Origin of the sequence: Ochrobactrum sp. WV_118_8 (genome assembly GCF_039631535.1) — a bacterium.
Taxonomy (GTDB): domain Bacteria; phylum Pseudomonadota; class Alphaproteobacteria; order Rhizobiales; family Rhizobiaceae; genus Brucella; species Brucella anthropi.
In genome coordinates, this window is sequence record NZ_JBDIUZ010000001.1 from 2,688,882 (window position 1) to 2,702,488 (window position 13,607).

The window sequence follows — 13,607 nt, forward strand, 5'->3', positions numbered from 1 at the left end:
AGCGGTGATATTGTAGTTATTAGATGATCCGAGCGATGCGTCGGCTATTGATCCAAGGCCTAGCAATTTTCCAACCGGTAGCTTCGTGTTAAGCGCACCGGCGTTCTACCCGAGAAGGGTCAGAGCAGCCTTTGCTGCTGGATTACTCGTTGTGACCTCCGCCATAACGCTTGCCAGCATCCCGACTGAAACATCCGTGTTTAGCAGCTGGTTATAGGTCCCGGCCGTCAATCCCACCTTTGGAGCCAGCTTGTCCAGAAAGCCGAGCAGATTGATATCGGTTGCCGCGAGTGCATTGTAATCAACAAGCTTCAGATTGAGGGTGGTCCCCAACAAGCCACCGAGAAGTCCGTTCAACACACTCTGATCGGTATTCAGGCTCAACAGTCGCGAACCGATCGAAAATGCCGCCTCCGCCTTTGTCGCCGCCATGCCGGTCGCGCCAAGTGCGGGCCGATTGATGAATGCCTGTCCGAAATAGAGATTGCCCGGACGCGCCAGCCGGACGCGAACCGCATCGGGACTGGTGCCGCCGGCGACAAAACGCTTCTCAACCGCACGACTTTTATCGGGGAAATAATTGCCCTTCTCCACCCAGACACGCGTCTTGTTGTCGGTCTTTCCGTTGACGACGGACGGATCGTAAGCGCCGGTCATCAGCACCGGATCAAGACCGTTCGCCCGTAATTGCCGCAGTACCGCATCATTAGCTTGCGAAAGGGAAGCCGCACCGGCAACGGCGGCAAAATCCGCCATGCTCTGCAGCTGGCGCCGCTCCAGAAACAGCGAACTTGTGTCCACGCTGAAAGCCGCCACCGCCAGAAATATGGGGGATACCAGCGCCGCCATTGTCGCCAGATTGCCGCCCCGCGCACGCAGGAAACGCGATACCAGACCCCGCATATCGAATACCCCCACCCTGTGTCAGATTCCGCCAAGCCTTATCGTCGATGCCCTTGTAATGGTCGTGTCTGGAAGCGGCAGCCCCGTCATCAGGTTCCAGATCGGCAGGTTTTGCACATTGTAGCGGATCGTCACCGTGAACTGGTTCGGATCGGACTGGGCATTGTCGACACTCACCTGCATCTTGGCTGGATCGATCAGTGAATATTTTGCCGCGTTTTTCTGGATGTAGGTTGTCGCCAGCGTCAACCGCTCCGGGGGATCGATACCCGCCAGCGCCGTCCGCGTGGCATCTGCCGCAAGCTGCTGGACGGCATTCGCCACGCCCAGATAAAGGCCGAAGGCGATCATACCCATCAGGATCAGAAGAAAAACCGGCGCCAATATTGCGAATTCGACCGCTGCCGTGCCGCTTTTATTTCGCTTGAAAAATAACAATGAAGGTATTCTTCGATGCAGGTTTGAAAACCTGTCCGATATGAATAAAAACCTTTTTCGCCCCATAATAAGGTAAGCCATTTGCCCTCCCGTCAAAGAGCATTGAAACCTTATTCCCATGTCAATTCGAAGCAACATGCATCATGCATGCGCCGACCATCCGCCTTTGCGGACAGGTCACGTTTTAAATTCTTCCATCTACTTTCAGATGTGATTTCCCGATCTTATTTAATCAGGAGATAATTTAAGAACACTTAATTACTTTAAGAATCCTGTTTTATTTTGCGACTTCCAAAAGAATAACTGCAAGTTGTATATTGGTGCCAACTTGGTTCTCTTCATCGCTTGCTTTCGCACCATGACCGGAAGGAACCAGAGGCATCCATCCCTTTGTGTCACCAACAATTATTGCATGACAAATAATTAAGATGAAATCCTGAGCGGAGAAGCATAGATATCCCGTTAGCAATCCATAGTGGGCAAGTATTGTCTCGCTTTGGTTGTATGCGACAGAGAATTGGCGGGACATATTGATAAATCTCCGGAGATCGGAGGTTCTGAAAGTTAGAGGGTTTGACGGTGCTTACATCTTCCGATTCTTCCAAAACCGGGCAGCGAACAGCACCTTCGCAGAAGCGCGCGCGCAGCAAGGCGCGCCGCTGGTGGCTCTGGCTTCCCGTCGCGGCAATCGTGGCCGGCGCGGGCTGGTATTTTTACGGCTCTGGTGAAGCTGGAGGCCAGAAAACGAGCTATCTCGCCGAAACGGTCACGCGCGGCGATATCGAAAACGCGATTACCGCTGTCGGCACACTCAGCGCGCTGCGCAGCATCAATGTCGGCGCGCAGGTTTCGGGCCAGCTCAAAAGCGTGAAAGTCGAAGTCGGCGATCAGGTCAAGCAGGGCGAGCTTATCGCCGAAATCGATCCATCGCCCTTTGAGAAGAAGGTGGAGATATCAAGCGCCCAGCTCGACAATCTCAAGGCACAGCTTCTCAGCAAGCAAGCTCAGCTTACCCTGAAAAAGGCCAATGCGGCACGCCAGCGCTCGCTTCTGGCCACACGCGGCGTATCGCAATCCACCGTCGATCAGGCTGATGCCGACCTCGCCATGGCCGATGCGGATGTGAAGGCGCTCGGCGCGCAAATCCGCCAGCAGGAAGCCCAACTTGCCAGCGACAAGGTCGATCTCGGCTACACCAAGATTTACAGCCCCATGGAAGGCACGGTCGTCGATCAGGCCGCCAAGGAAGGCGAAACGCTGAATGCCGTGCAGAGCGCGCCGACCATTGTTACCGTGGCCGATCTCAAGGTCATGACGGTGGAAGCGCAGGTTTCGGAAGCCGACATCGGCAGGCTGAAACCCGGAATGCCGGTCTATTTCACCCTGCTTGGCCAGCCGGAGAAGCGCTTTACCGGCACGCTGCGCCAGATCAAGCCGACGCCTGCGACCGAGAACAATGTCGTGCTCTATTATGCACTGTTCGACGTTCCGAACCCGACCGGCGAGCTGATGATCAACATGAGCACACAGGTCTATTTCATTCTCGATGAGGCGAAGGACGTGTTGATCGTCCCCTCGTCGGCGCTGAACTACAAGCGCAAAGGCCCCCAGAACCAGAGAGGCAAGCCGCAGATTTCGGTCAAGGTCGTCAGCGACAACGGTTCGATCACCGAACGCCAGGTTCAGATCGGCGTGCGCAATCGCGTGCAGACAGAGATCAAAAGCGGCCTTGAGGAAGGCGACAAGGTCGTCGTCACCAGCGCGTCCAGCGGAGCTGAAGCCGCGGCAGGACAGCGTGGCCGCAGGCCCGGCATGCGCCTGTTCTGATGAGCCGTCTCATGACCGAAAATCCCGTAACTGACACGCCCCTCATCAGACTGGATGATATCCGCAAGACCTATCACAATGGCGACCTTGCTGTTGAGGTGTTGCACGGCATCACGCTCGATATTCAGGCTGGAGAGTTCGTCGCGATCATGGGCGCGTCGGGCTCCGGCAAATCGACGCTGATGAACATTCTGGGCTGTCTCGACAGCCCGAGCGGCGGACAATATCTGCTCGACGGCGAAGACGTCTCGACACTGGATGCCGATGCGCTGGCAGCATTGCGTCGCCGAACCTTTGGCTTCGTCTTCCAGAGCTACAACCTCATCTCGACCTCGACCGCGCAGGAAAACGTCGAAGTGCCCGCGATCTATGCAGGCCTGCCCGCATCGGAGCGCCATGCGCGTGCCGCCGAACTGCTCAACTCGCTGAAACTCGGTGACCGCCTCGATCATCGCCCGAACCAGCTTTCCGGCGGCCAGCAGCAGCGCGTTTCCATCGCCCGTGCACTCATGAATGGCGGGCGCATCATTCTTGCCGACGAGCCGACAGGCGCACTCGACAGCCAGAGCGGCGAAGATGTGATGGAACTGCTGCGCTCCATGCACGCGCAGGGTCATACCGTCATCGTCATCACACATGCCCGCGAAGTGGCCGAACGCGCCGACCGGCTGATCGAAATCCGCGACGGCCAGATCCTTTCGGATACGGTAAAACGAGCTATTCCCGATACGCAGGCGCCGTTCCGGTTGCGGGAGAGCCTTGAAGGCAGTTCCGCCCGCATCGCCGATATTTCGGAAGCGGTGAAGATGGCGATGCGCGCCTTGCGGGCCAACATCTTCCGGACGATCCTTACCCTCCTCGGCATTATCATCGGCGTCAGTTCCGTGGTGACGATGCTCGCCATCGGCACCGGTGCGCAAAACTCGATTCTCGACCGCATCAATGCGATGGGCACCGATCTCATTCTGGTACGTCCGTCCATGGCAGGCTTCCGGGGAACAGGCTCGATAGCGACACTGGTTCCCGAAGATGCCACCGCCATTCTGGAACTGCCGAACATCAGAACCGCGGTCCCCGAAGTCACCGGCACCGTGACGCTGCGGCGTGGCAATGTCGACTACCAGTCACAGGCAAACGGCACTGTCCCTGCCTTTTCCGAAGCCAAATCGTGGAAGGTTGCCACCGGCGACTTCATCAGCCAGAGCGATCTGGACAACTATGCGCCGGTCGCAGTGCTGGGTAAAACGGTCGTCAACACCCTGTTCCCCGACGGCAGCAATCCCATCGGCCAATATATCCTGATTCAGAAGATTCCCTTTCAGGTGATCGGAACCCTGGAGCCAAAGGGTGCAGGCTTTGGCGGCTCGGATCAGGACGACGTGGTGATAGTGCCGCTTTCCACCGGCAATCTGCGGCTGTTCGGCCAGAAATACGTGCGCACCATCACGGTGCAGGTGAAGGATTCCGACCTCATCAACACGACGCAGGAACAGATTCAGGACCTGCTCGACCAGCGCCACAAGAAGCAGGACACGATGATAACCAACATGTCCTCCATCCGCGAGGATGCGACGGCGATGGGCAATACGATGACGCTGTTTCTGGGGTCGGTCGCAGCAATCTCGCTTCTGGTCGGCGGCATCGGCGTCATGAACATCATGCTGGTAAGCGTGACGGAGCGCACCCGCGAGATCGGCGTGCGGATGGCGACCGGCGCAAGACGGCGCGATATTCTGCTGCAGTTCATTACCGAAGCGCTGACCGTCTCGGCAATTGGCGGTGCATTTGGCGTCGTGATCGGACTGGGCGCTGCTGCCGTCGCAGGCTGGGCCGGGCTTTCAGTCGGCTACAGCTTGGGACCCGTCCTGCTGGCCTTCGCCTGTGCTTTCGCCACTGGCCTGATCTTCGGTTTCCTGCCTGCGCGCAAGGCTTCTCGCCTGCTCCCGGCTGTGGCACTGTCTTCTGAATAGAAAAACACTCATTGGGAGGCAGTGCAGCGATGATTCTCCTGAAGCGAGGCCTCTCCGTCGCAGCCATAGCGCTCGCTGCTATAGCTGCGCTGACGCAGCCCGGCCGCACGGAGACCTGCAACCGCCAAACCTTTGAAAGTACAAACTACATCATCTGCGATGCAAAGGCGGACGGCACAGGCTTGCATCTGTTCTGGAAAAATTCCGACGATGAGCCCTATCGCAATTTTTCGAAAATAGCCGACGCTGCCGCAAGCCGCGGTGAGACACTGGTTTTCGCGCTCAATGCCGGAATGTATCAGCCTGATTTTTCGCCGATGGGTCTCTACGTCGAAAATGGCCGTGAGCTTCGCCCGGCAAGCAAGACGACACCTGTTCGTGGGTCCGGGCCCGTACCGAACTTTTACAAGAAGCCGAACGGCATCTTCTACCTCGGCGACAAGGGTGCCGAAATCCTGCCGACAGGCCGTTTTCTGAAACAAAAGATCAAGCCGCAACTGGCCACCCAGTCCGGGCCGATGCTGGTTATCCGCAACCGGATCAATCCGATTTTCATCGTCGGCTCAACCGACAAGACCCGGCGCAGCGGTGTCGGCATTTGCAGTGGCGGCGCGATCCGATTCGCGGTCAGCGAAGACGCGGTCAATTTCCACGATTTCGCAAAATTGTTTCGAAACCATCTCCAATGCCCCAATGCCCTGTTTCTCGACGGCGGTGGCGGCGCTGGTATTTACGTTCCAGCGCTGGGACGGAATGATGTCTCGTGGCACGGCGGTTACGGCCCGATCTTCGGGTTGATCGAATGAGGGCGGTCAAATTTCCGAATCATCGAGAATGCGGGAGAGCGTGCTTCGTCCGAGCATGCTCATGGCCGGATTGCTGACACGATAATACCAGACCAGCCCCATCGCCTGTTGAAACGCCCAGGCCGCGCCGCGTTTCCATTCGAAATCACCAGATTGAAGATGCTTGCGCAGAATATTGCGTCGCTCCCTATCGAAAAGATGCCAGGCTGCGACAAGGTCCAGCGCCGGATCGGCGGGTCCGAAGCCACCGCTATCGAGCACACCGACCAAATGTCCGTCGCGCGCAAGGAGGTTTCCCGGAATGAGATCGCAATGGCTCATTACGTCAGCACCACTGGATGGCAATGCGCGCAGTTGCTTCCATTTCCAGCGAAGGCGCGCTACATCCAGCAGGCCTTCGCTGTTCCTGAAACACGTCTCAATCCACTCATCATGATCCGTCAGATCGCCGCCTCTGCCAGTTCCTGAAAAAGAACGGCCTTTGGTATCGGCCAGACGAAGTGAAGCAATGAGATTTGCAATATCCAGCGCAAAATTGTTGGAAGTGGAAAGCCCATCAGGCGTGGCAACATCCCCTTCAATCCAGCTCTGCATCATCCAGGGCATGGGATAGTTGCGAGCGGGGTGGCCGATGCCCATTGGCTGAGGCGCCGGTACGGGCGAATGTTGTGCAAATTCCGCCATGGCAGCAGCTTCGTTCCGCAATATCTTTGCATATTCAGCCGGGTTCGTTGCCTGTAGGGGAAATCTTGCAGCGATATTCGATCCGACGCGGAAAATTGCGTTGACCGTACCCGTCATCTCCAGCTTCTCCACCTTCTCGCGACCATATTGTGGGAACTGGTCGGCGATCAGCACACGCACGAGGTCGGCATCAATATGAAGTTGGTCTGGATGCATCATGTCCCATCGATAGGACCGTGGGGCGGCAAAGGCAATGCGATCCATAGTTTGCCATGGACAAAACAAAGGCCGATCTGATTTTCAGACCGGCCTTTCAGATAACACATTCTGCATTGCTTACTTGAACAGCAGCGGCAAGGTGATTGGCATACGCGCCTTGGCAATGGCTGCCGGCGGGGCAGGCACAGGCGAAGCTCGACGCGCTGCTTCAAGTGCAAGCTGATCAACCTCCGAATTACCGGACGAACCGGCCAGCTTGACCGAAAGCACGTTGCCAGACGGATCAATCACAAAGTTGATGACCACGCGTCCTTTGGCGTTGCGTGCCTTGCGCTGCATGAAACGCGTGTTACGCGCCATATGAGCATTCATCTTCGCCTGCCATTTGTTGGAGGCGACGCCCGCCGACGCAGAATTCTCGCCACGACGGTTCGCAGCAGCCTTCTCGCCCGCATCTGCATCCATGCGCGGCGCAGCAGCCTGACGGGTTTCTGGCGCCTTCTCGGCCTTCTTGGGCTTGGGCTTCTCGACCTTGGGTTGCTTCGGCTTTTCCGGTTTCGGCTTCTCAACCTTTTTCGGTTCTGGCTTCGGCTCCGGCTTGGGTTCCGGTTTCACTTCCGGCTTTTCGACCGGCAACGGAACAGCCACTTCGGGCTTTTCTGCCTCGACCACATCCGGAATGACTTCTTCCGGTTCCTGAACGGCCTGTGGTTCCGGCTCAGGTTCGGGCGGTTTCACCTCTTCCGGTTCAGGTGGTGTCGGTTCTTCCTGCACCGGTTCTGGCTGCGGGGCCGGTTCCGGCTCTGCCTGTTCCTGCGGTGCTTCAGCCGTTTCCGGCTGGGCTTCTTCCGCAACCTGTTCTTCCATCGGCGCTTCCGGCTCCGGCGCAAGTTCCACCACCATGGCGGCAACCTGCGAACCGTCAGGCTGATCCTGCTCCTGCGCCATATGGATGGCATAGGCACCGGCAGCATGAACGGTCAGAACGAGAATACCCGCACCGAGCCAGCGCCCCGCATCATGCCAAAAGGAATGATGATGAGTGTCAGCCGAAGCCACCTTTACAGGAGGATGGTCGGGCGGAAGTGCGTTCATTGCGCTGCTCCCTGCGCTGCGGGAGTTTGCGAGGTGGGGGCCGGTTGCGCAGGCACACTGGCAGGTGCGGCTCCGCTCTGATCCGCACCGACGGTTTCAAGACCGACCAGTGCAATCTTCAGATAACCGGCTTCCCGCAGAAGATTCATCACACGCATCAATTCGCCATAGCCGACATTCTTGTCGGCGCGCAGGAAGATACGCGCTTCCTTGTTTTTTTCGGACAGACCGTCCAGCGCCACACCAAGGCGCTCGCGGGCAACGGTGTCATTGCCGACACTGATGCTGAGATCGTCCTTCAGGGTCACATAAAGCGGCTTGTCGGGACGGGGTGCAGGCGCTGCCGTCGAGGCAGGCAGATCCACCTTCACATCCACAGTCGCCAGAGGCGCTGCCACCATGAAAATGATGAGCAGAACCAACATGACGTCGATGAATGGCGTCACATTGATCTCGTGGTTCAGCTCGAGATCGTCACCGCCGCCTTCGCGAACTTTACCAGCCATGGCGCCTACTCCGCTGCGTGCAGCGTGCCTTCACGCACACCGGCCGTTCTGAAATCCAGATCGCGGCTGACAAGGCGCTCGACCCCTGCCGAAGCATCGGCCAGCAGCGACCGGTAGCCGGTGATGGAACGGGCGAACACATTGTAGATAACCACAGCAGGGATAGCTGCGACGAGACCGATGGCAGTTGCAAGCAAGGCTTCGGCAATACCCGGCGCCACGACGGCGAGGTTCGTCGTCTGCGCCTGGCTGATATTGATGAACGAATTCATGATGCCCCAGACCGTGCCGAACAGACCGACAAACGGCGCAACCGAACCGATGGTCGCAAGAATGCCAGTACCCTTGGAAAGACGGCGTCCGGCCTTGGCCTCGATACGCGACAGGCGCGAGGAAACACGCTCCTTGAGGCCTTCGCCACCGGCGCGCGCCAGCGCAGGACCCGACAAGCGCACCTCATCTTCTGCAGCACGGACCAAAACTGCACCCGGTCCCTTTGCACCGTCCAACGCATGGACTGCTTCGGCAAGCGTTGCCGAATGACCGATAACTTTCAATGCCTTGGTAGCACGGCGGCGCGCACCGGCCAGTTCAAGCGTCTTAGCGACCCAGACCGTCCATGTGGCAAGCGAAGCGATCGCGAGACCAATCATCACAGCCTTCACGACCCAGTCGGCAGCCATGAACATGCCCCATGGCGAAAGATCGTGCGGGAGGATCAAACCGTTCTCGCTTTCGACAGGTGCAGCAGCAGGCGCAGCTGTCTGGGACTGGATCAGTTCAGGCGAAGGTGCCGTAGCCGGTGTGGTTGCTGCCGGGGCAGACGCTCCCGGTTCGTTCGCAGGCGCCGGAGCAGCGACAGGCGCTGTATTGGCTGGTGCGGAACTGGAAGGCGCCTCTGCGGCGGGGGCGGCCGGGGCATTCGTCGATGGGGTTACGTCCTGGGCCAATGCAGAAGCCGCACCCAGCAAGCCGATGCCCATCGCCGCAGCCATGAAGCCTTTTCGCCAGAAACCAGTCATTTTGATCGCCTTTTGATTGTTCAAATCCGCGAGCACATGACTAAACCCTCATGCAGGCCGTCGCGCCGCTTGTTGGGCCTCTTCTTAACTCCCAATAACATGATGGCGCAAGTCATGTTTTCATTTTAAGGGCATTTTCGTCTTGCAATCCAAGGATTAGCGAACATTTTTCGCCTCTCGGCTTTTTGCCAGTTGCACATTCGTGCCAAATCAGACCTGATATGGTTAACCGCAGCGCTTGAGGATTGGATTTAAGAACAAATTCCGGGTGCTCGGGAGGAAATGCAATTTCGGCCAAGCCGGAATCCGGAGGACACGCCTATGATGCTCAAGGATATCCAGACACTTGAACATGCGGCCCGTACTGCAATGGCAGGAAATGATGATCCGCTGCCGGTACAACAGCGTTCGCTGAAGCCATCACATGTAGGACTGGCCTTTATCATGCTGGCCGGTGCGGCTTACCTGATACTGGCCTGATGCTGGCTTGAGCCAGAAATTTTCAACTCAAAAGCGTTGTTTGCCCCATTTTTGCCACTGAAAAGACGCGGGTTTCACAATTTTGACGTTTGAATAACACAGATTTTGAGCGGAACGGAAACCGTTTCCCCTCGTTTTTTCTCCTGTAGACGGTGAGATTGCCTCTCGCCTTCGGTTTGCCTTAATTACCGACAGGAGTTTCCATGAAAAGACTTCTCGCCTCGACGGCTCTTGCCGCGCTGATTGCCTTGCCCGCCTTCGCGCAGGGTGGTTCACCGATCTTCTCCGACGAGAAACAGGAAAAGCCGATTGCCAGCGAGAACGGATATTTCGTGGCGTCCCCCGGCCAGCTTCTGGTGTCAGGTTTCATCGGACAGGCGGTTTATAACGGCCCATCCAACGATGCCGCGAATATCGGGACGGTCAATGACATGATCCTCGGTGCCGATGGCAGTCCGCAGGCGGTGGTGATCGGGGTCGGCGGCTTTCTCGGTGTCGGGGAGAAGAATGTCGCAATCGGCTTCGATCACGTGTCATGGGTGGTTCGTGAAGACGGCAAGCGCTGGCTGATCGTGGACGCCACCAAGGAACAGCTCGAAAAGGCGCCGGCATTCGACCGCAGCGCAGCTTTCGAAGCAGATGGCGTACCGCGCGCCGAACCGCCAGCCGCCGAAAAGACCATTACCACGCAGAAGGCGGACAGGATCATGCCTGATGGCATGAAGCCGGTTCCCTCCGAGGGACTAAGTGCGGACAAGCTCATCGGAGCCACGGTTTTCGGTGCGGATGAAACGAAGATCGGAACGGTCGGCGATGTCCTGATGACCGCCGACGGGCAGACAGAGGCATTCGTTGTCGACGTGGGCGGTTTCCTTGGCATCAATTCCAAGCCGGTGGCCGTTTCCATCGCCAATCTCGACGTTGCGACCGGCAAGGACGACAAGCTGAACGTCTTCACGCAGTTCACCAAGGAACAGCTGCAGGCACAGTCCGCCTATTCGGACGAAGCCTACAAGAAGGACCCGGAAGGCACGATCCTTCATGGCGAAGCGGAGTAAGGCTTCACGATATTTGCGGAGGCATTATCTGTAGTGCTTCCGCACTTTCCCGCCATTTACCCTGCCATTTACCATGACTTGCAACAACCGGCTGGTCTTGTTGCCGCTGATGGCTTGGCATGCAACCATTAAGCCAGCCGCACGTTATCCAAACGATAACCAGAGACTGAACAGGAGAGCTGATATGGCGCGTGCATCCGCGAAAACGAGCAAGATCGAAGAAAAGATCGAGGAAGCGCTGACCGATGCCAGCACGGAAGACCTGCAGGCCCAGGTCGAGCAGCTGAAGGAAGATATCGCTGCCATTGCGGCAACACTTGCCAATCTCGGTTCGCAGACCGTCCGCGACGCAAAACGCAGCGCGAAGGAAACCTACAAGAGCGCTTATATTCAGGGCGAGGACGCCATCGACGATTTGCGCAACAAGGCGCAGGATGTTGAAGCCCATCTGACGGCAACGGTGCGCGAACGCCCGATTGCCGCACTCGCCACTGCACTCGGCGTCGGCTATCTGCTGGCCCTGCTCTCGCGCCGCTGAGGCGGATCATGCTGAAAGCTCTCATGCCCCTATTGTCTGCGATGGCAGGCGAAGAACTGAAATTCGTCGCGGGTCAAACGAAACGTGCAGCGATTTTCGGTGCGGCCATCGCCGTCTTCGCAATCATCGCGATCACCTTTTTCTGCGTCGCCGCCTTTCTGGCGCTGGCGCAGAACTATGGCGGGCCGCTGGCGGCTCTCATTCTGGCTGCATTGTCGCTGATCGTGGCGCTTCTCATTCTCGCAGTCCTGAAAATTCAGGCTGCGTCCGAGGCCAAAAAGCGCAAGCAGAAAATGGAAGCGGACAAATCGGCGATGGTTGCAGCCGCAGCAATCGCGACCGTGCCTGCCATCCTCAAACGACCCATACTCGCTGCCGCCCTGCCGCTTGCAGGCATTGCTCTGGTCTCGCTGCTTTCTGACAAGAAAAAGCGCCCGCCGCAGAGCTGATAGCTTCACGCAAACGCAAAAACGCCGGCTTCAAGCCGGCGTTTTGTTTTCCGCCTTCACCACCAGCTTTATTTGCCAACCGGCATTTCGCCTTCTTCGGCTAGTGCTCTCATGAATCTAGTGGATTTTTCGAGTTTGACGTTTGAAACGAGATTCGTATCGGACGGGTATCAAACGTCAAATTCAATCCACTAGCGACGACAAGCGGACAATCACTCTGGTTCCGACACCATCATCGGTCTTGCAGTAGACGGGCTTTTCGCCGAACTGCATGCAAAGCTGTTCGATCACCAGCGTACCGAGACCGTTCTTCTCGCCGGATTTCTGCTGGTTCTTGTCGAAGCCCACACCGTCATCTTCCACGACCAGCACCGGGATAGCATCTTCACCCGGCTTCAGGCTGATCCGGATATGCCCTTCCGGACGTCCCTTGAAAGCATGCTTGATCGCGTTGGTGACAAGCTCGCCCAGAATGATGCCAATTGTCGTCACATCGCGCGCCTTCAGATCAAGCGGCGCGAAATCGGTCGAAAATTCGATCTTGCGATCCTGACCGATAGCGGTTCGGATATCGTTGATGACGGTTCCGAGAAAATCGTCGACGCGGGCCGATTCCATATCCTCGCCGAGACGCAAGCGCCGGTGCGCTGTCGATACCGTCTGGACGCGATCGCGAGCGGCGGCGAGAGCCGCGCGAGCATCCTCGCTGCGCGTCTGCCGCATCTGAAGGCCAAGCAGGGATGAAACGGTGGCCAATGAATTGCCGATGCGATGATTGGTGTCCTGCAGCAGAAGCTCGACCCGCTGGCGCTCCCGCTCGGCGATGCGGCGCTCGTGCTCAAGCTCGGCGGTCCGTTCCTGTACACGCTGTTCCAGCAATTGCTTTTCCGAACGCAGCGCCGTTTGCCCCTCGAACATCGACCGCGCATAACGCTGAACCCGGCTGAACAGCAGAAGCGCCAGCATGGCAGCTGAAGCCAGTGCCACGATAGACGTCGCCGTCATCCAGTAGCGCATGCGGTTGATCCGCTTGTTGCGTTCAAGAAGCTGTTGTTCTTCCGCATCGATGAACTGTGTGACTGTATTGGCAAGCTGATCCATCAGCACCTTGCCCTCATCGCCGCGCACTTTTTCAACCGCTGCCGCCACATCACCCGACTGGGCAAGATTGACCGTCTCGCGCACATCTTCCTGTTCGCGTTCGACCAGCGCGCGGATCTGCTGAACCCGCGCATCCTGCAGCGGGCTCTGGTCTGTCAGGGCTTCGAGGTCGGCAAGCGTCTTGTCGACGCTCAGAATCGTGTTGCGATACAGATCGAGATAAGTCTCATCCAGCGTCAGAAGATAGCCGCGACGGCTCATCTCGATATTGCTGGCAAGGCGCGCAACCTTGTCGACCTGCTGGCGCAAGGCATAATTGCGGGAAATATCGACGACCTGATGATTGACCCCGGACGACAGAAACAACGTCATGATGGCCGACAGCAGCACAAGGCCGAGCGAAACGATAACCGCAACCGGCTTCGATGACGATTGAAGCAGTTTTTGCAACAAGGCTGATGGCAAGAACGCAACCCACAAACAAACGATCACTTTGCCGACAGGAAATATC

The 13,607-nt window shown here is 57.5% G+C and carries 15 protein-coding genes; 7 read left to right on the plus strand and 8 right to left on the minus strand.

The window, feature by feature from the left end; all coding sequences use genetic code 11:
* Positions 1-105 precede the first annotated feature (105 nt).
* The 3 genes from ABDF71_RS13075 to ABDF71_RS13085 all read right to left on the minus strand — a co-directional run bounded on the left by ABDF71_RS13075 (position 106) and on the right by ABDF71_RS13085 (position 1,870).
* Positions 106-903, minus strand: a complete 798-nt coding sequence (locus ABDF71_RS13075; RefSeq protein ID WP_500061610.1) for a TadG family pilus assembly protein — start codon at positions 901-903, stop codon at positions 106-108.
* Between the two features lie 21 nt (positions 904-924).
* Positions 925-1,341, minus strand: a complete 417-nt coding sequence (locus ABDF71_RS13080) for a TadE/TadG family type IV pilus assembly protein (protein ID WP_192800276.1) — start codon at positions 1,339-1,341, stop codon at positions 925-927.
* Positions 1,342-1,618: 277 nt separating this feature from the next.
* Positions 1,619-1,870 carry a hypothetical protein gene (locus ABDF71_RS13085; RefSeq protein WP_010661332.1) on the minus strand — a complete coding sequence of 84 codons (252 nt, stop codon included), beginning with the start codon at positions 1,868-1,870 and terminating at the stop codon, positions 1,619-1,621.
* Positions 1,871-1,920: 50 nt separating this feature from the next.
* On the opposite strand from ABDF71_RS13085, the gene ABDF71_RS13090 reads away from it, so the two are divergent.
* Genes ABDF71_RS13090 through ABDF71_RS13100 form a run of 3 tightly spaced genes read left to right on the plus strand, consistent with a single transcriptional unit; the run spans position 1,921 to position 5,944 of the window.
* Entirely contained in the window at positions 1,921-3,168 is a 1,248-nt protein-coding gene (locus ABDF71_RS13090) for an efflux RND transporter periplasmic adaptor subunit (protein ID WP_151664250.1), read from the plus strand.
* Entirely contained in the window at positions 3,168-5,138 is a 1,971-nt protein-coding gene (locus ABDF71_RS13095; protein WP_151616388.1) for a MacB family efflux pump subunit, read from the plus strand. Before ABDF71_RS13090 ends, ABDF71_RS13095 begins: the two co-directional genes overlap by 1 nt.
* A 29-nt stretch (positions 5,139-5,167) precedes the next feature.
* Positions 5,168-5,944, plus strand: coding sequence for a phosphodiester glycosidase family protein (locus ABDF71_RS13100; protein WP_151664249.1), 777 nt, complete (start codon positions 5,168-5,170; stop codon positions 5,942-5,944).
* A 6-nt stretch (positions 5,945-5,950) separates the two neighbouring features.
* Here ABDF71_RS13100 and ABDF71_RS13105 read toward each other — a convergent pair whose 3' ends face one another.
* From ABDF71_RS13105 to exbB, 4 genes are all read right to left on the minus strand, one after another.
* Complete coding sequence (locus ABDF71_RS13105; protein ID WP_192800275.1) at positions 5,951-6,847, minus strand: aminoglycoside phosphotransferase family protein; 897 nt, start codon at positions 6,845-6,847, stop codon at positions 5,951-5,953.
* A gap of 117 nt (positions 6,848-6,964) precedes the next feature.
* Entirely contained in the window at positions 6,965-7,942 is a 978-nt protein-coding gene (locus ABDF71_RS13110) for an energy transducer TonB family protein (protein ID WP_010661337.1), read from the minus strand.
* Entirely contained in the window at positions 7,939-8,448 is a 510-nt protein-coding gene (exbD, locus tag ABDF71_RS13115; RefSeq protein WP_010661338.1) for a TonB system transport protein ExbD, read from the minus strand. Before exbD ends, ABDF71_RS13110 begins: the two co-directional genes overlap by 4 nt.
* Before the next feature lie 5 nt (positions 8,449-8,453).
* On the minus strand, positions 8,454-9,470 hold the full coding sequence (exbB, locus tag ABDF71_RS13120; RefSeq protein ID WP_012091362.1) for a tonB-system energizer ExbB: 1,017 nt from the start codon (positions 9,468-9,470) through the stop codon (positions 8,454-8,456).
* A gap of 321 nt (positions 9,471-9,791) precedes the next feature.
* On the opposite strand from exbB, the gene ABDF71_RS13125 reads away from it, so the two are divergent.
* From ABDF71_RS13125 to ABDF71_RS13140, 4 genes are all read left to right on the plus strand, one after another.
* The gene (locus tag ABDF71_RS13125; RefSeq protein ID WP_167375580.1) at positions 9,792-9,950 is read left to right on the plus strand and encodes a hypothetical protein; all 159 of its coding nucleotides are present in this window, start codon (positions 9,792-9,794) and stop codon (positions 9,948-9,950) included.
* A gap of 203 nt (positions 9,951-10,153) precedes the next feature.
* Positions 10,154-11,008, plus strand: a complete 855-nt coding sequence (locus ABDF71_RS13130; RefSeq protein WP_010661341.1) for a PRC-barrel domain-containing protein — start codon at positions 10,154-10,156, stop codon at positions 11,006-11,008.
* 184 nt (positions 11,009-11,192) lie between these two features.
* Entirely contained in the window at positions 11,193-11,546 is a 354-nt protein-coding gene (locus ABDF71_RS13135; RefSeq protein WP_500061611.1) for an ElaB/YgaM/YqjD family protein, read from the plus strand.
* Positions 11,547-11,554: 8 nt separating this feature from the next.
* Positions 11,555-11,995: a phage holin family protein gene (locus ABDF71_RS13140; RefSeq protein ID WP_029929576.1), complete on the plus strand. Its 441-nt coding sequence runs from the start codon at positions 11,555-11,557 to the stop codon at positions 11,993-11,995.
* A 183-nt stretch (positions 11,996-12,178) separates the two neighbouring features.
* Here ABDF71_RS13140 and ABDF71_RS13145 read toward each other — a convergent pair whose 3' ends face one another.
* On the minus strand, positions 12,179-13,561 hold the full coding sequence (locus tag ABDF71_RS13145; RefSeq protein WP_151616384.1) for a sensor histidine kinase: 1,383 nt from the start codon (positions 13,559-13,561) through the stop codon (positions 12,179-12,181).
* Positions 13,562-13,607: the final 46 nt, after the last annotated feature.

What these genes read in the sequence shown, in the direction of transcription:
- ABDF71_RS13135 (WP_500061611.1), top strand. Translation starts at nt 11,193, where the DNA reads ATGGCGCGTGCATCCGCGAAAACGAGCAAGATCGAAGAAAAGATCGAG.
- ABDF71_RS13130 (WP_010661341.1), top strand. Translation starts at nt 10,154, where the DNA reads ATGAAAAGACTTCTCGCCTCGACGGCTCTTGCCGCGCTGATTGCCTTG.
- ABDF71_RS13110 (WP_010661337.1), bottom strand. Translation starts at nt 7,942, where the DNA reads ATGAACGCACTTCCGCCCGACCATCCTCCTGTAAAGGTGGCTTCGGCT.
- ABDF71_RS13095 (WP_151616388.1), top strand. Translation starts at nt 3,168, where the DNA reads ATGAGCCGTCTCATGACCGAAAATCCCGTAACTGACACGCCCCTCATC.
- ABDF71_RS13140 (WP_029929576.1), top strand. Translation starts at nt 11,555, where the DNA reads ATGCTGAAAGCTCTCATGCCCCTATTGTCTGCGATGGCAGGCGAAGAA.
- ABDF71_RS13125 (WP_167375580.1), top strand. Translation starts at nt 9,792, where the DNA reads ATGATGCTCAAGGATATCCAGACACTTGAACATGCGGCCCGTACTGCA.
- ABDF71_RS13105 (WP_192800275.1), bottom strand. Translation starts at nt 6,847, where the DNA reads ATGATGCATCCAGACCAACTTCATATTGATGCCGACCTCGTGCGTGTG.
- ABDF71_RS13085 (WP_010661332.1), bottom strand. Translation starts at nt 1,870, where the DNA reads ATGTCCCGCCAATTCTCTGTCGCATACAACCAAAGCGAGACAATACTT.
- ABDF71_RS13075 (WP_500061610.1), bottom strand. Translation starts at nt 903, where the DNA reads ATGCGGGGTCTGGTATCGCGTTTCCTGCGTGCGCGGGGCGGCAATCTG.
- exbD (WP_010661338.1), bottom strand. Translation starts at nt 8,448, where the DNA reads ATGGCTGGTAAAGTTCGCGAAGGCGGCGGTGACGATCTCGAGCTGAAC.
- exbB (WP_012091362.1), bottom strand. Translation starts at nt 9,470, where the DNA reads ATGACTGGTTTCTGGCGAAAAGGCTTCATGGCTGCGGCGATGGGCATC.
- ABDF71_RS13100 (WP_151664249.1), top strand. Translation starts at nt 5,168, where the DNA reads ATGATTCTCCTGAAGCGAGGCCTCTCCGTCGCAGCCATAGCGCTCGCT.